We start from the raw sequence: 17,363 nt of genomic DNA, 5'->3' as shown, positions 1-17,363 counted from the left end.
CTACTCCGCGATGCTGACGTCGATGCCATCTTCCAGCTTTTCTTCACTGCTGAGCGCCACACTGTCGCCAATGGCAAAGCTGTCCGGCACGACGATAAAGTCACCGAGCTTTTCAGCATTGGCAACCGATACCGCCTGCAGTTTGCCGTCGACAATTTTGAACAGCTTGCCATCGTGCGCCGCTTCGGCGGTCACCGCTTTGCGCGGTGAGCGTTCATCCTGTTGCAAGGGCCGCGACAAAAACGCGACTTTCGCGCTCATGTCCGGCAGTACGCGTGGATCGGTTTCGATGAACTTGATTTTGAACATGACGGTGGCTTTACTGCGGTCCACCGACGGCACCATGCTGGCAACTTCACCGAGCAGTCGTACATCGGGCAGTGCATCAAGCACGATTTCGCAGGGTTGCCCAACCTTTACTTTCGCCAGCGACGATTCCGAGACATCGGCCTCGACTTCCAGCGTATCCATATCGGCCATGTCGACGACCGCGCCCTTGGAGTCAAGACCGGTATTGAACGGGCTGACGACATCGCCGACATTGGCATTCTTGCTGACGACAACACCGTCGAACGGCGCCAGGATACGGGTGTTGTTCAGCGCCACTTCAGCACCGCGCACCGCGGCTTGGGCTGCCACCAGCGCCGCCTCGCGGGCGCCAACGGCCGCTTTTGCCTGGGCAAAATTGGCTTCACTCAAATCGTAATCGGCGCGTGAAATCAGTTTGTCTTTGATCAAATCCTTGGCACGTTCGAAACTCAGTTTGGCGTTGTGCAGCGCCGCTTCGGCTTCACGTAGTTGTGAGCGACTGACCAGCACATTGGCCTTGGCCTGATCGACTTGCGCCACCAAATCAGAGTTTTCCAGTTCAGCGATTTTCTCACCGCGCTTGACCACCGAGCCTTCGCGTACGCCGAGCCATTCCAGTCGGCCCGATGCTTTCGAGGCTACGGCCGCTTTGCGCTGCGCCACGACGTAACCTGTAGCATTCAATTCCGCGATAACTTGCGATGGCCAGAGATTGACGACGGTTGCCGCCTTCACCGGTACGGCTGCCTGGGTTTGCATCAAGGCGAATATGGCCGCCATCAGCAACAGCGCCAACAACCACCAGTATTTTTTTAAAAGGGATTTTTTCTTGGTCAGTTCACTGCGTTCGATTTTTAGTTGGCTTAAATCCGATGCCATTTTTGTTGGCTCCTTGTCAGTGATTGTCAGGCTCAAAACATCCAATTGGTAAGCATGAGAACAAAACCGAATCCAATTTTCTTGTCGTACCCGCGCAGGCGGGTATCCAGTTTATGCTGAAGTTCTGGATTCCCGCCTACGCGGGAATGACAGAATATGACGTAAAACTGAAGCACTTCGCGTCGAATAGGACTTCAGCTCGCTTTACCACAAACCACGCAGTGCGGGTCTTTACTTAACTGCAATTGGCGAAACTGCCCGGCAAACGCATCGTACAACGTCAGCCTACTCTGGCTTGATACGTTGCCCAGCAATACTTTGATCGCTTCTACCGCTTGCAAACTGCCGATAACGCCCACCAGTGGCGACAGCACGCCGGCCTGAGCGCAGGTTTCGCCTTCTTCGACGCCATCCGGATACAGGCAGGCATAACAGGGAGCATCGGCGCTGGCATTGAATACCGCCACCTGCCCTTCGCCGCGTATCGCGGCGCCGGATACCAAGGGTTTACCGTATTTGATGCTGACCTGATTAACCAGATAACGGGTGGCGAAGTTATCGCAACAATCGAGCACCAGATCGCAGGCCGCAATCAATTGATCAGCATTTTCTTCGCGCAACCACCCGTCATGCACCGTGACTTGAACCAACGGATTCAAGGCTTGCATCGCTTGCTTCAGACTTTCGCCTTTGTTGAGACCAATCGAGTTGGTGGCGTGGGCAATTTGTCGTTGTAGATTGGACAGTTCAACGTTGTCGGCATCAACCACTTCGATATGACCGATGCCAGCCGAAGCGAGATACAAACCGACCGGGCAACCGAGGCCGCCGGCTCCGACAATCAACACCCGCGCGGCACGCAGTTTCAGCTGGCCAGCAACTTCCACCTGCGGCAACAGCAGATGCCGGCTGTAGCGCAGCAATTCCTGATCGCTGAACAGATCACTCATGCTCAATCCTCAATGACATCCGGATGCCAACAGCCAACGGTCACGCGTTCCTGACCGGCCAGATCATGAATGGTTTTTACCCGGGCAAAACCGGCGTGAATCATCAGCTCACGGACGACTTGTGCTTGGTCGTAACCATGCTCGAGCAATAACCAGCCATTCTTGTGCAAATGCGCGCGCGACTCATCAATGATGATGCGGATATCGCTCAAGCCATCGTCACCAGCCACCAACGCCGAGGCGGGTTCGAAACGGACATCGCCCTGAGTCAGATGCGGATCGCTCGCAGCGATATACGGCGGATTGGAAACAATGGCGTGGAAAACTTTTTCAGACAGCGGCGCAAACCAGGAACCAAATTCAAACGTGACGTTTTTCAGTTCCAGTCGGCGGGCATTTTTTTCGGCGGTGCGCAGCGCTGCCATGCTGGCGTCAGTGGCGGTGATCTGCCAATGCGGACGCTCCTTGGCAATCGCGAGCGCAATGGCGCCGCTACCGGTGCCAAGATCAACAATGCTTAAACTTTCGTTTTCCGGTAAACGTTCAAGCAGCTCTTCCACCAGCACTTCGGTTTCCGGGCGTGGAATCAGCGTGCTGCTGTTGACCTCTAATGGCAAAGACCAGAATTCGCGCTCACCGATCAGATACGCGACCGGTTCGCCTTTGACTCGGCGCGCGACCAGCGTCATGAATTGATCGACGTGCTCGGCATCGAGCTCGCGTTCCGGATGGGTACGCAGATAACTCAAGGGTTGCTGCAGCACATGACAGAGCAAGACATCAGCATCCCGACGGGCACTGTCACTGGACAACTGGATCATCACAGACGCCTGATGCAATGCCGCCGAAATGTTCATGCTTAACTCCCTCCGGATAAAGCGGCCAATTGGTCCGCTTGATACTCCTGAACCAAGGGATCGATCACTTGATCCAAATCCCCTTCGACAATGTCGGTCAATGAATACAAGGTCAGGTTGACGCGATGGTCGGTCAAACGGCCCTGCGGAAAATTGTAAGTACGAATTCGTTCCGAGCGGTCGCCAGTGCCCACCTGCAAGCGACGCGATTCACTTTCGGCCGCTTGCGCTTTTTCTTGCTCAGCGGCTTGCAAACGCGCGATCAACAACGACATCGCCCGGGCCCGGTTTTTGTGCTGCGAGCGTTCATCCTGACATTCCACGACCACACCGGTCGGGATATGCGTGATGCGAATCGCCGAATCGGTTTTGTTGACGTGCTGACCACCGGCACCGGATGAACGAAAGGTATCAATGCGCAAATCGGCCGGATTGATTTCAATCGCCCCCACCTCATCGACTTCCGGCAGAATCGCCACCGTTGCCGCCGACGTATGAACGCGACCTTGCGATTCGGTGGCCGGCACCCGCTGCACCCGGTGCGCGCCCGATTCAAACTTCAATCGTGAGTACGCGCCGTTACCTTGAATACGGGCGATGACTTCTTTGTAACCGCCGTGTTCGCCTTCCGACTCACTCAAAATTTCCAGTTGCCAGCCTTTGATGTCGGCATAACGACTATACATGCGGAACAAGTCACCGGCAAAAATCGCCGCTTCGTCGCCACCGGTACCGGCGCGAATTTCCAGAAAAACGTTGCGCTCATCGTTCGGATCTTGCGGCAACATCAGTTTCTGGATTTCCAGCTCCAGCTCGTCGCGCTTTTCTTTCAGCGCCGGCAGTTCTTCGCGCGCCAATTCGCGTAACGACGCGTCGCTGTCTTCCAGCATCAGCGCGGTTTCTTCCAACGCTTCCAAGGTTTGCTGGTAAGCATTGAACTGCGCGACAAGCGGTTCCAGCTGCGCGTACTCACGCGACAGTTCGCGGAATCGGTTGTTGTCGCTGATCACAGCGCTGTCAGACATCAGCGCCGCGACTTCCTGGTGGCGCTCAACCAGCGCTTCCAGCTTACGTTGTATAGAGGGTTTCATGATTCTGTGGATCGATCCAAATCAAATACGCTGCGTACCGACTCCAAGGTGTGCTGCTCGCCATTCGAGGCGGCCGAGCGCAAGCGTTCGGTCGGTGCATGCAAAAATTTATTGCCCAAACGATGGGAGAACTGGCGCAGCACGTCTTCGGCCGATTCGCCAGCCGCGAGTTTTTGCAGCGCCCATTGCAATTCGGCGTCCTGCAGCGCGCGCCATTGTTCGCGCAAATCCTTGATGGTGCTGGCGGCGCGGCGTTCGCGCTGCCAGGCGAGAAACTGTTCGACTTGATCGGCAATGATGCGTTCGGCTTCGCGCGCCGCTTCCTGACGCGATTTCAGGTTTTCTTGCACGACACCGTTCAGATCATCGACGCTATATAAAAAGATATCGTCGAGCTGCGCCACTTCCGCTTCGATATCCCGCGGTACAGCCAAATCGACCATGAACATCGGCTTGTGCCGACGGGCTTTAATCGCCCGCTCCACGACACCTTTGCCGATGATCGGCAGCGGGCTCGCGGTCGAACTGATGACGATATCGGCCCGGTGCAACACATCCGGAATTTCCGACAGCGAAATCGCTTCGCCTTGATACAAACAAGCCAGTTCTTCAGCGCGCGCCACGGTGCGATTGGCCACGATAATGTCGCGCGCGCCCTGCTGGGTCAGATGCTGTGCAGCCAGTTGTATCGTTTCACCAGCACCGATAAATAGCGACGTGGTGTCCGCCAAGTCGGTAAAAATGCGCTTGGCTAGTTGCACGGCAGCGAACGCGACACTGACCGCGCTTTGACCAATGGCCGTATCGGTGCGCACTTGTTTGGCGACGGTGAACGATTGCTGGAACAGTTTCGATAACTCAAAACCAACCGTGCCGGCGTTCTGCGCGGTGGCAAACGCATCTTTCAGCTGGCCGAGAATTTGCGGCTCGCCGAGCACCATCGAGTCCAGCCCGCAGGCGACGCGCATCAGATGCCGTATCGCATCGTTTTCCTGATACACATACAGACAACGCTGCAAATCGTCGGCGCTGACATGGCGATTTTTTTGCAGCCAGGCGGCAACGGCCTGCTGCGGGTGATCACCGGCCAGGTACAGCTCAACGCGATTGCAGGTAGACAGAATCACCGCCTCTGGCATCGCCAGATCGCGAGTCAGGTCCTGCAATGCGGGAACCACGATATCAGGGCCAAACGCCAGTCGTTCTCGGACGGCGACCGGTGCGCTGACATGGTTGATGCCGAATACCGAGACGGTCATGAAGTTCGCAAACGAGCCTTGGCGGTGAAAAAACGGAGCGAATTGTAACACTCGGCACCGCATAGACGCGCCTGCCAATGGTCATGGAGCTATCAATGATGGTCATTACCGGTATCAGCGGCAAAACACTGCGGCGAAATGACGGTTTGACAACAAAGGCAGCAGTTTTCGCGATTGGTGGTCAAAGCCCTATGATTTCTAGAAGTCAGAAGCCATCTCAAAAATAGACTGGGCGATGGTGAGGTGCGCGGATAGGAGCGCAGGAACCGGAGTTTACAGGTAGTAAATGAGAATTGTTCACCACATCCATGTGGTTCACCCTGTGGGTTCCACGAAAATCCGCTCCCGGCGGATTTTTCCGAGCACCGCATTCGCGCAGCTCGTCGAGCTCCAGGCATTTTTGAGATGGCTTCTTGATGGTCGCGTTGTGACCGGCGTTTGGGTTCGCCCTTACGCTTCGTTTATAGTGCCCGGGCGCTGCGCCCGGCGCGCAAAAAGGATTGTTCCACCATGCGTTTATTGGCTGTTTCCCTGCTTGTTTCTTCTGTGCTGGCCGGTTGTGCGAGTAAAGCGCCGGTGCCGGCTAACCCAGCACCGGAACCGGTGCTGACACCAATCGAACAGAATGAAAAGCCGGACCCCGCCAAAGCGACCGACGCACCCGAAGCCGACCCGTGGCAGGAATCCCGCACCTACTATCAGGTGCTGCTCGGCCAAATCGCCCAGCAGCGCGGCGATTACGAAGTCGCCGTCAATAACCTGTTGGCCGCCGCCCAGAACAGCGGCGATACCCGTCTGTTCCGTCAGGTGCTGCAACTGGCTCAGCAAATTCAGCGACCGGATATTGGGCTGCGCGCCGCCAACACCTGGATTGAAAGCCAACCGGACAGCGCCGATGCCTATGCTTGGCGGGCGATGGCCGAACTGCAATTGCGCGACCAGCAGGACGCGCTGCTAAGCCTCGGCAAAGTGCTGGCGCTGACCGGCGACAACGAGCGCGACCGGCTGGCGCTGGTCCAGCAATTCACCCGCGCCGCCGGTCCCGGCTCGGTCGATTTCATTGCCGGTATTGCCAGCGAGCACCCGCATCCGGAGTGGACCTATCTGGCGCTGGCGATGTCCTCACGCCATTTTGGCGACCAACAATTCGCGCTCGGCCTTTTAAACAAAGCCATGGATACCGCCCCCGATTACCTGCGGGCACCGCTGGTCAAAGCCGAAATCCAGATGGAATGGGATGGCGAAGCGGCGCTGGCCTTGCTGAAAGACACCTACAAAGCCCACCCGGATGACCGGCAAGTGCAATTGGCGCTGGGCCGGGCCTATTACCAGCTCGGGCGCTTTGCCGAGGCAGTCGAGATTCTGAGTATCCCGGCCGGCGAAAGTGGCGGCCAGGATATGGAAGCGCGTTACCTGTTGGCCGTCAGCCTGCATCTGTCCGGGCGCTGGTCGGAAGCCGTGCCGCTGTTAAAGCAGGCGATCAAAGCGGATTTTCAGGCCGGCGCCGCTGCTTGGCTCTGCGGCCAGGGTTTTCAGCGCATGGATCGGCCGAAAGAAGCGCTGGCTTGCTACCAGGACGTTGGCCCAAGCCACGCCCAATTTGCGGCCGCCGTGCAGGCCAGGGCCAATCTGTTGTTGCAGCAGAACCAGCCGGAAAAAGCCCTGAGCATGCTGGAACAAGAACTGACCAGAGCCGACGACAAACAGCTCGGCACGCTTTGGGTCATCAAACTGGAAACGCTGATGCGACTTGAACGCCTTGGCGAAGCGCAATCACAATTGGAGCAGTTGCCGAGCGAAATCCGTGGCCAGGCTCCGATCGAAGCATTGGCGTTGACCATCATGAGTCCGGATAACGGTGCCTCGCTGCTGACACTGATGCGCAGCCGCCTGGAGGCCCTGCCGGAACCCAACAAAGAGTGGATACTCACTTTCGCTGGCCGCCTTGCCGAGCAGCACTATACCGATGAAGCCTATGCGTTGATTGATGAATACCTGCAGAGCAACCCGGACGATATCGAAGCGCTGTACAGCCGCTCGCTGCTGGCCGCCCAGCTTGGCCAGCCGGAGCGCACCGAAGCTGATTTACGCCGGCTGCTGACCATCGACCCGAACCATGTCGACGCCCTGAACGCGCTCGGCTACACGCTGGCTGACCTCGGCCGCAACCTCGATGAAGCCCAGATGCTGATTGAACGCGCCTACCGGGCGAAGCCGACCAGCGCCGCGATTCTCGATTCGATGGGCTGGCTGCATTACCGACTCGGCAAGCTGGAGCAGGCCCGCGACTACCTGAGCCGCGCCTGGGCGCTGGATGACGACGCCGAAATCGCCGCCCATTACGGTGAAGTGTTGTGGAAACAGGGCCAACGCGACGAGGCGAAAAAGGTCTGGCAGCGGGCCAAGCGCCAGCAGCCTGACCACGCAGCGCTGAAGGCCACGATGCAAAGGCTGGTCAAATGAGCAAGCACTTACTCACCATTCTTGCCCTGTTGCTGCTGGCCGGTTGCGCCACCCGCAGCATAGACCGCACACGCTACCCGTTACCCACCGAGGTCATGGAACTGAAGCGCTGGGAGCTGGATGGCCGCATCGCGCTGAAAAACGGCAAAGAAGGTTTCACCGCTGGCCTGAACTGGGTGGAAACCCCGGAATCATACTTGTTCGAGCTGACCGGCCCGCTCGGCGAAACCCGGGCCCGCCTGAACGCGACACCAGGCCTGGCGACGCTGGAACTGCCAAACGAACCGGTGCTGAGCAGCCCGAATACCGAGCTGCTTTTGGCCGACCATTTCGGCTGGGCGGTGCCGGTTGAGTCGTTGAAGTTTTGGGTACGAGGCCTGCCCGATGCCAACAGCGAACAAGTGCAGTTTGACCCGGAAGGCCGTTTGCAGACCTTTGAAAGCCGCGGTTGGCAGGTACGTTACCTGGAATGGCAGCAGGCCAACGGCTTGACGCTGCCGAAACGGCTGGAAGCACGTAACGAACAACTGCAGTTGAAGCTGTCGCTGCATGACTGGCATTTCTGATGAAGCACCCGCTGTGACCGACACCCTGACCCTGCTCTCCCCGGCCAAACTGAACCTGTTCCTGCACATCACCGGCCGCCGGCCGGATGGCTACCACCTGCTGGAAACGGTATTTCAGTTGCTCGATTACGGCGATGAGCTGCGCTTTCAGCGCCGCGATGACGGTGTCATCTCGTTAAGCCCGGCCATTCCCGGCGTCGCTGAACAAGACAACCTGATCTGGCGTGCCGCTTATCGCCTGCGCGAAGCCTATGGCCAGCCGGAAATGGGCGCGAACATCACGCTGCTGAAGCGGCTGCCAATGGGGGGCGGTTTGGGTGGCGGCTCATCAAACGCGGCGATCAGCTTGCGAGCATTGAACCAGCTCTGGAATTTGCAGTGCAGCGAAGACGAACTCGCCGCTCTGGGCCTGAATCTCGGTGCCGATGTGCCGGTGTTCGTGCGCGGTCGAACCGCTTATGCCACCGGCGTCGGCGAGATTCTGCAAGCCATTGAAATGCCGAGACAATGGTTCGCCGTGCTGACGCCGCCAATTGCCGTGCCAACCGCGAAAATTTTCTCGGATCTCACGTTGACACGTGACACTCACCCTTGCACAATACGCGCCCTCGCTGACCGGGGCTGGTTTGCACAAACGCGCAACGATTGTGAACCGGTGGTACGCCAGGCGTATCCGGCAGTGAACGCGTTAATTGAACGCATGCAGAATTTCGCACCAACGCGGATGACAGGAACGGGGAGTTCCGTGTTCGCGATGGTCAGCAGTAAAGCCGAAGCCGAACGAATCGTTCGCGACTGTGCCGACATCGCACAAGGTTTTGTTGCTCGCGGTATCAACCACCTGCCGGTTGTATCGTCGTAAAGGTTTTTAGGGGTATCGCCAAGCGGTAAGGCAGCGGGTTTTGATCCCGCCATTCGGAGGTTCGAATCCTTCTACCCCTGCCAAATTTAAAGTGCAGATTGCAAGTAGCGGGTTTTGATCCTACAGGCCAGATTGGCGGAGATTCGAATCCTTCTACCCCTGCCAAATTCTTAAAAAGACTCTAGCGAGTCCAAGTCGTCAGGCGCAGCCGCGCCGGCACTCAGCCAAGGTGGTGTAACCATGTCAGAACTGATGCTCTTCGCCGGCAACGCCTGTCCCGAATTGGCGCACGCCATTGCCGCCCGCCTGAATACCCATGTTTCGCAAGCCACTGTCGGAAAATTCTCTGACGGCGAAATCAATATTGAAATTCGCGAGCACGTTCGTGGCCGCGATGTCTTCATCATCCAGTCGACCTGCAACCCGACCAACGACAACCTGATGGAACTGGTGATCATGGCCGACGCCCTGCGTCGTGCTTCTGCCGGTCGCATCTCTGCCGTGATTCCGTATTTCGGCTATGCCCGTCAGGACCGTCGCGTACGTTCAGCGCGCGTGCCCATTTCCGCGAAAGTCGTCGCCGATATGCTGTCGATTGTTGGCGTCAATCGGGTATTGACCGTCGATTTGCACGCCGACCAGGTGCAGGGCTTCTTTGATGTGCCGGTGGACAACGTCTACGGCACGCCAGTCATGATTGACCATATCAATGGCCAGCATTTCCCGAACAAACTTATCGTATCGCCAGACGTCGGCGGTGTGGTCCGTGCCCGTGCGGTCGCCAAGCGTCTCGGCGATGTAGATCTCGCCATTATCGACAAGCGCCGTCCGGCACCGAACGTTGCCGAAGTGATGCACATCATCGGTGAAGTCGAAGGCCGTGACTGCATCATCATCGATGACATCGTCGATACCGCCGGCACCCTGAGTCTGGCCGCCAACGCGCTGAAAGCGCACGGCGCCCGCAGCGTCAACGCTTACTGTACCCACGCCGTGTTGTCTGGCCGCGCGGTGCAGAACGTGGTCAAATCCGGCCTCGACAAGCTGGTCGTTACCGACACCATTCCGCTGCGCGCCGAAGCCAAGACCTGCGAAAAGATTGAAACCGTCAGCTTGGCGCCATTGCTGGCCGAGGCGATTCGCCGGGTCAGCGAAGAAGAGTCGCTGTCGGAGATGTTTATTTAATTCCTTCCGTTACGCTACTTTTCTGTCATTCCCGCGTAGGCGGGAATCCAGTACGGAGAAAACGGAAATGACAAGAATTTGATGAATACCTCTTGGGTTTTCATCATCTGACCGAACCTGGTCGCGGGAACGGTCAACCGCAGCGGCAATGGTGCCGCTGTTGGCATTTTTACTAAGGTGCAATTATGGCAATTTCATTTACCCTCGACGCCGTCAAGCGCGATGACATGGGGAAAGGTGCGAGCCGCCGCCTGCGTCGCGAAGACAAAGTACCGGCCGTCATTTACGGTGGTGGCGAAGCCGCTGCGTCCATCACGCTGGAGCACAACAAAGTGATCCAAGCGCTGGAAAACGAAGCGTTTTACTCCCACATTCTGACCATCAATGTTGACGGCAAGCCGCAGCAAGTCATTCTGAAAGATCTGCAGCGTCACCCGTTCAAGCCGAAAATCGCTCACATGGATTTTCTGCGCGTCAAAGCTGGTGAAGAACTGCATACCAAAGTGCCGGTTCACTTCATCAACGAAGCGACCTGCCCAGGCGTCAAAGCCGGTGGCGTGGTTCACCACGACGTCAATGAACTGGAAATCTACGTTCTGCCGAAAGATCTGCCGGAATTCATCGAAGTCGATCTGGCTGGCCTGAAAGTCGGTGACAGCGTTCACCTGTCGCAAATCAAACTGCCGGCCGGTGTCAAATCCGCCGCTCTGCAGCGTGGTGACGACCTGTCGCTGGTCTCGATCAACCCGCCGATCAAGTCGGAAGCCGCTCCGGCTGCCGCTGAAGGCGAAGGTGAGAAAGCCGAGTAATCGAATCCTCGATTCGAGAAAAAGGACTGCTACGGCAGTCCTTTTTTATTGCCGGTTACAATTGAATCTTTTTTCGCCAGGCACTCAAGTTTCGGTAGAATACCGGCCCGTTTTTCGCAGCACTTTGTCGCCCATGAGCATCAGACTGATTGTCGGTCTCGGCAACCCCGGCCCGCAGTACGCCCAGACCCGGCATAATGCCGGCGAATGGTTCGTGCGCGATCTGGCAGCCCAATGCGGCGTGCGCCTTAGCCATGACAATCGTTATCACGGTGAAGTGGCCAGCGCGATCATTGCCGGCGAAAAAGTGCAGTTGCTGGTGCCGACCACCTATATGAACCGTAGCGGTCAGGCCGTAGCGCCATTGGCGCATTTTTACAAAATCGCGCCAGCGGAAATTCTGGTTGCGCACGATGAATTGGATATTGCGCCCGGTACGCTGAAACTGAAAATCGGCGGCGGTCATGGCGGCCACAACGGCCTGAAAGACATCACCTCGGCGCTGGGCAATAACCCCGATTTTTATCGGTTGCGCATTGGCATCGGTCATCCGGGCGCGAAAGACATGGTTACCGGCTGGGTGCTTGGCAAAGCACCGAGTGAAGAGCAACAGAAAATCGAGGCGGCCGTGCGCGAAGCGCTGAAGCATGTCGATGAGCTGGTGCGAATGGATTTGGTCAAAGCGCAGCAAGCGCTGCATAACGTCAAGATTTAAACAACGCGAAGGCGAAAGGCTTAGCGTTTTATCTGGAGTACATTATGGGTTTTAACTGCGGTATCGTCGGCCTGCCTAACGTCGGCAAATCTACGTTGTTCAACGCGTTGACCAATGCCGGCATCGCCGCGGCGAACTTTCCGTTCTGCACGATCGATCCGAACACCGGTGTTGTGCCGATGCCTGATGCTCGCCTCAATGAGCTGGCGAAAATCGTCAACCCGCAGAAAGTGGTGCCGACCAGCATGGAGTTCGTCGATATCGCCGGTCTCGTCGCGGGTGCCTCGAAAGGCGAAGGCTTGGGCAACAAATTTCTGGCCAATATCCGCGAAACCGATGCGATTGCCCATGTCGTCCGTTGCTTTGAGAACGACGACATCATTCACGTCTCCGGCAGCGTCAATCCGGGCCGCGACATTGAAGTGATCAACATGGAATTGGCATTGGCCGATTTGGACACCGTTGATCGCGCGATCAAACGCACTGAAAAACTCGCCAAGCATGGTGACAAAGAAGCCAAAGCCGAATTCGATATTCTGACCCGCGCCAAGACATTGCTTGATGAAGGCCTGCCGGTTCGTCGTCTGGACATGGACGAAAGCGAGCGCAAGATCCTGCGTCAATTGGGCTTGCTGACTGTCAAGCCGACGATGTACATCGCCAACGTTCAGGAAGACGGTTTCCAGAACAATCCGTTCCTCGATCAAGTCAATGAAATCGCCAAAGCGGAAAACGCCGTCGTCGTGCCGGTCTGCGCCGCGATTGAAAGTGAACTGGCTGCGCTGAGTGAAGAAGAGCAGAAAGAATTCCTCGGCGAACTTGGTTTGGAAGAGCCGGGTTTGAACCGCGTGATCCGCGCCGGTTATCAATTGCTGAACCTGCAAACCTACTTCACCGCCGGCGTCAAAGAAGTGCGCGCCTGGACCGTTTCCGTCGGCGCCACGGCGCCAAAAGCCGCCGCCGTCATCCACACCGATTTCGAAAAAGGCTTTATCCGCGCCGAAGTCATTTCCTACGACGACTTCATCAAATACAACGGCGAAGCCGGCGCCAAAGAAGCCGGCAAATGGCGCCTGGAAGGCAAGGACTACATCGTCAAGGATGGCGATGTCATGCACTTCCGCTTTAACGTTTAAATATGTTGACCAGCAAGGCGAATGCCGATGACACCGCCCAGTGTCGTTGAGCAATTTCGCCTTGCCTGGCTGCATGCCTCGCGCTCACAACGTGTTCGCTGGCTGCTGCTGATCGGCGCCGGCGCAACCCTGCTGCTGTTGATTTATTGTTTGGGCCACGGCGCGTTCAGTGCGCAACCGAGCGACTGGTTAATGAGCCTGCAATGGAGTGTTGCGCACGCTATTGGCCTCATCAGTTTGCTGGCCATCACCACGATATTTCCGAAACCTCAGCCGGCGATTCGCTTCACTCAACAATTCGTCGCCGCGCTTGCCGCATCTGCCCTCAGTTTCGCCATTTTGCGCGCCACACAACATTTCGAACCGTTTCTGCACGATTACGTTTCAATAGGCGTCTGGGCATTGATTGCCGCGCTGTTGACGCCGTTGCTGGCCCCACTGAAACCTTGGCAAGCCCTGAATATCGATTTCGGCCAACATCGCCAACTGGTTGCCATTGAGCAGCTCATTGCCGTGCATGGTGCACGCAACTATGTGGAAATCGAGATCATCGGCAAGCCTGGCTCTGGTATCGTCCGCAGCACGATCAAAGAGTTTTTACAAAGCTACCCGACGGCCTTGCTGCAATGCCATCGCTCCCATCTGATCAACCCCAAGCAAGTCACTCGCATTCAACCGATACAACGCGGCGCTTACCAACTGACGCTCAGCAATGGCAGCATCGTGCCGGTTTCCGCCGCTTACGCGGATCGGGTGTTGGCCACCTGTCATTTCGTCCCGGCTACAGAAAATCCGTCCCAGAGCGCTGTCCGCTCCTGATTCTCGCTTCTACGCTGCGTTGGTTTTCATCCGCTGGAGACCACCAATGAAGTGCCTACTTTTCTGTTTATCCTTTGTCCTGATCGCCATCCCGCTTTACGCGCAGCAGCCCGAATCCACTGACATGAAACAATTGCGCGAGCTCAAAGAAGTAATGTGGCCGAAAGCCTATCGCGAACAAGATGTTCACTTGCTGGATCAAATACTCGACCCGCGCTTCCAAATGATTGATGCCGAAGGGCAATGGTCCAGCAAGCAAGAAGAACTGCAGCAATTACCAAGCTATCGCTGGCCACACGAGCGATTCCACTATGACATCAAGCGCCTGGAGATTTTTGCGGACGATACCGCCATTATTGCCGGCGAAGGGCGCGCCACCGGAACCGGTAAAAACGGACCTTACTGCCTGCGTTATCAGAGCAGTAATGTGCTGGTGAAGTCCGGCAATCAATGGCGAGCCATATCGTCACATGTCTCCGGCGTGCACACCGATTGTCCGTTTCCAGCGCAATCACCCTGACTCCAAAGCGCCTCGTAACCGACAGGCGCTTACGTCGAAAGCCGTCTCTCTCATTGAGACGGCTTCTCTTTACGGCAAACCGACGCTTCACTGCGATGAATGCAATATCCGCGTCGAAACACCTTCAGTACACTTCATCAAGCACTTCCAGTTCGACAAGGAGTCAGCGTGCGTCGCATTTATTACACGATACTGGCGTTAGGTATTGTTCATGCAAGTTATGCCAATGAGCCTTCCCTCACCCGCCTACCAGACATGAACAGCACACGTGCGGTCCATCAGACCACGCAAGTTTCCGACAACGAGTGGTTGATTACCGGCGGTTGTATTGATGCAGGCTGCGATACCGTCAGTAACAGTACGGAGCTATATCAACACTCTGCGGCGAAGTTCATCAACCATATACCAATGAACGAACCGCGCTCCAGTCATCGCGCTATCCGGCTCGACGATGGTGATGTGTTGCTCGTTGGCGGTTGGACGGGCACGGCCGCTACGGCCAGCGCCGAACGCTACAACCATCGCGACAAACGTTTCACCGCCATTGCCAACATGCACTCACCACGTATGAGTCCTGCGGCAGTCAAGTTACTGAATGGCAAGGTGTTGATCGCCGGTGGTGAGCGAGCAACCGGTTCACCGCTCACCAGCGCAGAAATATACGACCCGGCACAACAACAATTCACGGTCGTCAGTGACATGAATGTCGCGCGCAGCAGCCACGCCGCTGCGATGCTGGCCGATGGTCGCGTGCTGATCACCGGTGGCCAGCGCGGTCGCAATCAACCATTGAATAGCGCGGAGATCTTTGACCCGGTTACTGGTCGCTTCACGTTAACAAAACCCATGCTGAGCACTCGTTACAAACATGCAGCAGTGACGCTGCAAGATGGTCGGGTCATGGTGCTTGGTGGTTCATCAGGCGGCGATTATCAAAACCGCTTGCACAGCACAGAAATCTTCGAGCCGAAAACCGGCGCGTTCACTGCCGGCCCAAGCATGCAACACGTGCACTTCAAAATTACCAATGCGGCGGTAGCACTGCCAAGCGGCGAGGTGGTAATTGCTGGCGGATCAAAACACGTTGAGAAATGGACGCCGGGGGCTAGTGTTTTTCAGGAAGCTTCAGGCGTCATCGATGCCGAGTACGCGTTCTCGACCAGCTCGCTGTTGCCCAATGGCGCCGTGCTGATTGTCGGCGGTTACGACCATCGTATTCAGCCAACCGCTGGGGCGTGGCTGCTAAAGCCATAGTTACCACCCCCTAGCCCCCTCCTTGCCAGGAGGGGGAACGATCTCGGCTTTCGGGTCTGACTCGGACGAGGATGACCCGAGTCATTCTGGGAAAAGAAAAGGAAATAACCACTTGGAAATCTGGAAGAGCATTAAGGTTTGAAAGATCACAGAAACGCGGGTTTGTTCCCCCTCCTCGCCAAGGCTGTCTCTTGCTCACATCTTCGGTCCAGAGACAGCTGCGATATCGAGCGAGCGGAGTAAGTTAAATCCCTGAACACGCTCATCGAGTCGAGTCAGGCCAAGGTGTATCGTCGCCCAACTGGCGCGACCGGTGCGTTTGCTGTCATAAAAACCGCCGAGTTTAGCGATGTACTGGTAAGCCCAATGCAGTGTGGGTGTTTGTCTCGGCAATGGTTTGGCGGATGGCTGGTTGCCCATAACACTTTCCATTCGACTTCGCTCAATACCTGGGTGCAGGGCAACTCAGCAATGGTCGTGTTGTCCAACACCTCACGCAATTGCAACAGCCGGACGGCAACGAAGCCCAAGATGACCGCCATGCGTTGCAGGTTGTCGGCGCTTTGCTGGCGTTGCTGCTCAACGCCACAACCGCTTTTCCAGGCTTTATGGAAGTCCTCGATGCGCCAGCGTCGACGATAATGGTGCAAGATCTCCTGTATCTTTTGTTCATCCGCTATCGACTCACTGGTCAGCAGTACCCAGTTCAAAGCATCTTTTGATGCGCTTTCCTCGCAGGCCCAGACGACGTTGACACGCAATGATTCACGGTGGTCGGTATCGGTTTTCGGTGGCGCCAATTCGACTTGAACGGCGCGTAAACTCAGCGTCGCTTGACACGCCGGTCGGCCACCGCGTTGCGACACCTCGACTCGACTTTCGCCATATTTGGGGGCGTCGCTTAACGCTTCGGACAGGCGTTCATCCGACTCCGATAGTCGCCGGTCCTGGGCGGCGCGTACGATGAAGCGCTCGCCGTGTTGCACCTTGTCGAGCAAGTATTCATAGATGTCACTTTCCCGATCGCTGACGGCAATAACATCGACCATTTTATCCGCCAACCGTTGCCGCATCAGCTCGGCATGGTGTTGCCATTTGTAGCTTTCTTTTTCGGCATAACAGCGCTGCTTGCGCTGATGTCTTTGGCCGCGTTCGGCTTCATCCCGGCACCAAAAGGTTTGCGCGATCAAGCCTTCAGTCGTGCCACGCTCGGCATCGACCAACAAGGTGCTATGCACCAGATAGCCGCGCGTGCTGACATCGGGACGCGGGCCGATATCACCAAGCGATTCACGAACGCTATGGGTGTAGGACAGACTCGTGGTGTCATCGATGGCCAACAGGCATTGGCAACTGGCTACCCGCTGCGCGGTTACTTCAAATCCGGCTTCCATGATCGCTTCTGCATTGACGGAGGGATTGCGGATCAGACGATACGCAGCTTCCTTGGCGGCTTCAAATCCGCGTGTCGCTGCGCACAAGTTGCCACCACCGTTCTGGGCCAGCGCCGTCGCCACTTGCACCAAGCGCCGGCTGCGCCGTTTGTCACCCAGCTGACAATGACCGAATTGCTGTTCGGCCCACTGTGCTGCATCCATTTCATTCGGCATTGTCGATCTCCATCGCCTAAGTGATGGAGATCGGATCGTCTATTTTCTCTAAAGTTCTGTTCTTCCAACAAAAAATGTG

General features: G+C 56.6%; 17 protein-coding genes and 1 tRNA gene. 12 read left to right on the top strand and 6 right to left on the bottom strand.

What is annotated here, in order from left to right; genetic code table 11:
- The 5 genes from E2H98_RS14215 to hemA all read right to left on the bottom strand — a co-directional run bounded on the left by E2H98_RS14215 (position 1) and on the right by hemA (position 5,345).
- Positions 1–1,188 (bottom strand): efflux RND transporter periplasmic adaptor subunit, encoded by a 1,188-nt coding sequence (locus E2H98_RS14215; protein WP_133590367.1) that lies wholly within the window; start codon positions 1,186–1,188, stop codon positions 1–3.
- Positions 1,189–1,382: 194 nt separating this feature from the next.
- Positions 1,383–2,129 carry a HesA/MoeB/ThiF family protein gene (locus E2H98_RS14210; RefSeq protein ID WP_133590411.1) on the bottom strand — a complete coding sequence of 249 codons (747 nt, stop codon included), beginning with the start codon at positions 2,127–2,129 and terminating at the stop codon, positions 1,383–1,385.
- A gap of 11 nt (positions 2,130–2,140) precedes the next feature.
- Complete coding sequence (prmC, locus tag E2H98_RS14205; protein WP_133590369.1) at positions 2,141–2,995, bottom strand: peptide chain release factor N(5)-glutamine methyltransferase; 855 nt, start codon at positions 2,993–2,995, stop codon at positions 2,141–2,143.
- 2 nt (positions 2,996–2,997) lie between these two features.
- Positions 2,998–4,086: a peptide chain release factor 1 gene (prfA, locus tag E2H98_RS14200; RefSeq protein ID WP_133590371.1), complete on the bottom strand. Its 1,089-nt coding sequence runs from the start codon at positions 4,084–4,086 to the stop codon at positions 2,998–3,000.
- Positions 4,083–5,345: a glutamyl-tRNA reductase gene (gene hemA, locus E2H98_RS14195; RefSeq protein ID WP_133590373.1), complete on the bottom strand. Its 1,263-nt coding sequence runs from the start codon at positions 5,343–5,345 to the stop codon at positions 4,083–4,085. The genes prfA and hemA overlap by 4 nt, the downstream gene beginning before the upstream one ends.
- Before the next feature lie 95 nt (positions 5,346–5,440).
- On the opposite strand from hemA, the gene E2H98_RS19485 reads away from it, so the two are divergent.
- The 12 genes from E2H98_RS19485 (at position 5,441) to E2H98_RS14140 (ending at position 15,674) form a co-directional block, all read left to right on the top strand.
- Positions 5,441–5,572 (top strand): hypothetical protein, encoded by a 132-nt coding sequence (locus tag E2H98_RS19485; protein WP_269769301.1) that lies wholly within the window; start codon positions 5,441–5,443, stop codon positions 5,570–5,572.
- Positions 5,573–5,855: 283 nt separating this feature from the next.
- On the top strand, positions 5,856–7,808 hold the full coding sequence (locus E2H98_RS14190; protein ID WP_133590375.1) for a tetratricopeptide repeat protein: 1,953 nt from the start codon (positions 5,856–5,858) through the stop codon (positions 7,806–7,808).
- Entirely contained in the window at positions 7,805–8,374 is a 570-nt protein-coding gene (gene lolB, locus E2H98_RS14185) for a lipoprotein insertase outer membrane protein LolB (protein WP_133590377.1), read from the top strand. The genes E2H98_RS14190 and lolB overlap by 4 nt, the downstream gene beginning before the upstream one ends.
- Positions 8,358–9,236 (top strand): 4-(cytidine 5'-diphospho)-2-C-methyl-D-erythritol kinase, encoded by an 879-nt coding sequence (gene ispE, locus E2H98_RS14180; protein WP_133590379.1) that lies wholly within the window; start codon positions 8,358–8,360, stop codon positions 9,234–9,236. Before lolB ends, ispE begins: the two co-directional genes overlap by 17 nt.
- 8 nt (positions 9,237–9,244) lie before the next feature.
- Positions 9,245–9,319: transfer RNA gene (locus tag E2H98_RS14175), tRNA-Gln, on the top strand.
- A 157-nt stretch (positions 9,320–9,476) separates the two neighbouring features.
- Positions 9,477–10,421 (top strand): ribose-phosphate pyrophosphokinase, encoded by a 945-nt coding sequence (locus E2H98_RS14170; protein WP_133590381.1) that lies wholly within the window; start codon positions 9,477–9,479, stop codon positions 10,419–10,421.
- Positions 10,422–10,606: 185 nt separating this feature from the next.
- Positions 10,607–11,230, top strand: coding sequence for a 50S ribosomal protein L25/general stress protein Ctc (locus tag E2H98_RS14165; RefSeq protein WP_133590383.1), 624 nt, complete (start codon positions 10,607–10,609; stop codon positions 11,228–11,230).
- A 133-nt stretch (positions 11,231–11,363) separates the two neighbouring features.
- A complete protein-coding gene (gene pth / locus E2H98_RS14160; protein ID WP_133590385.1) occupies positions 11,364–11,945 on the top strand; it encodes an aminoacyl-tRNA hydrolase in 582 nt (193 codons plus the stop codon).
- 44 nt (positions 11,946–11,989) lie between these two features.
- Positions 11,990–13,081 carry a redox-regulated ATPase YchF gene (gene ychF, locus E2H98_RS14155; protein ID WP_133590387.1) on the top strand — a complete coding sequence of 364 codons (1,092 nt, stop codon included), beginning with the start codon at positions 11,990–11,992 and terminating at the stop codon, positions 13,079–13,081.
- 27 nt (positions 13,082–13,108) lie between these two features.
- A complete protein-coding gene (locus tag E2H98_RS14150) occupies positions 13,109–13,900 on the top strand; it encodes a LytTR family DNA-binding domain-containing protein (RefSeq protein ID WP_157591390.1) in 792 nt (263 codons plus the stop codon).
- A 46-nt stretch (positions 13,901–13,946) separates the two neighbouring features.
- Positions 13,947–14,420 (top strand): nuclear transport factor 2 family protein, encoded by a 474-nt coding sequence (locus E2H98_RS14145; protein WP_157591389.1) that lies wholly within the window; start codon positions 13,947–13,949, stop codon positions 14,418–14,420.
- Positions 14,421–14,588: 168 nt separating this feature from the next.
- A complete protein-coding gene (locus E2H98_RS14140; protein WP_162848171.1) occupies positions 14,589–15,674 on the top strand; it encodes a Kelch repeat-containing protein in 1,086 nt (361 codons plus the stop codon).
- A 275-nt stretch (positions 15,675–15,949) separates the two neighbouring features.
- Here the strand turns inward: E2H98_RS14140 and E2H98_RS14135 are convergent, their stop codons facing one another.
- Positions 15,950–17,284 carry an IS4 family transposase gene (locus E2H98_RS14135; protein ID WP_157591298.1) on the bottom strand — a complete coding sequence of 445 codons (1,335 nt, stop codon included), beginning with the start codon at positions 17,282–17,284 and terminating at the stop codon, positions 15,950–15,952.
- Between the last annotated feature and the right edge of the window lie 79 nt (positions 17,285–17,363).

The sequence above is a fragment of the Permianibacter aggregans genome (genome assembly GCF_009756665.1).
GTDB lineage: Bacteria > Pseudomonadota > Gammaproteobacteria > Enterobacterales > Permianibacteraceae > Permianibacter > Permianibacter aggregans.
The sequence above is the reverse complement of the archived record's forward strand: the minus strand, read 5'-3'. Positions and strand labels throughout refer to the sequence as shown.

What these genes read in the sequence shown, in the direction of transcription:
- prmC (WP_133590369.1), bottom strand. Translation starts at nt 2,995, where the DNA reads ATGAACATTTCGGCGGCATTGCATCAGGCGTCTGTGATGATCCAGTTG.
- prfA (WP_133590371.1), bottom strand. Translation starts at nt 4,086, where the DNA reads ATGAAACCCTCTATACAACGTAAGCTGGAAGCGCTGGTTGAGCGCCAC.
- E2H98_RS14145 (WP_157591389.1), top strand. Translation starts at nt 13,947, where the DNA reads ATGAAGTGCCTACTTTTCTGTTTATCCTTTGTCCTGATCGCCATCCCG.
- ispE (WP_133590379.1), top strand. Translation starts at nt 8,358, where the DNA reads ATGACTGGCATTTCTGATGAAGCACCCGCTGTGACCGACACCCTGACC.
- ychF (WP_133590387.1), top strand. Translation starts at nt 11,990, where the DNA reads ATGGGTTTTAACTGCGGTATCGTCGGCCTGCCTAACGTCGGCAAATCT.
- lolB (WP_133590377.1), top strand. Translation starts at nt 7,805, where the DNA reads ATGAGCAAGCACTTACTCACCATTCTTGCCCTGTTGCTGCTGGCCGGT.
- E2H98_RS14215 (WP_133590367.1), bottom strand. Translation starts at nt 1,188, where the DNA reads ATGGCATCGGATTTAAGCCAACTAAAAATCGAACGCAGTGAACTGACC.
- E2H98_RS14170 (WP_133590381.1), top strand. Translation starts at nt 9,477, where the DNA reads ATGTCAGAACTGATGCTCTTCGCCGGCAACGCCTGTCCCGAATTGGCG.
- pth (WP_133590385.1), top strand. Translation starts at nt 11,364, where the DNA reads ATGAGCATCAGACTGATTGTCGGTCTCGGCAACCCCGGCCCGCAGTAC.
- E2H98_RS19485 (WP_269769301.1), top strand. Translation starts at nt 5,441, where the DNA reads ATGATGGTCATTACCGGTATCAGCGGCAAAACACTGCGGCGAAATGAC.
- E2H98_RS14190 (WP_133590375.1), top strand. Translation starts at nt 5,856, where the DNA reads ATGCGTTTATTGGCTGTTTCCCTGCTTGTTTCTTCTGTGCTGGCCGGT.
- hemA (WP_133590373.1), bottom strand. Translation starts at nt 5,345, where the DNA reads ATGACCGTCTCGGTATTCGGCATCAACCATGTCAGCGCACCGGTCGCC.
- E2H98_RS14165 (WP_133590383.1), top strand. Translation starts at nt 10,607, where the DNA reads ATGGCAATTTCATTTACCCTCGACGCCGTCAAGCGCGATGACATGGGG.
- E2H98_RS14135 (WP_157591298.1), bottom strand. Translation starts at nt 17,284, where the DNA reads ATGCCGAATGAAATGGATGCAGCACAGTGGGCCGAACAGCAATTCGGT.
- E2H98_RS14150 (WP_157591390.1), top strand. Translation starts at nt 13,109, where the DNA reads ATGACACCGCCCAGTGTCGTTGAGCAATTTCGCCTTGCCTGGCTGCAT.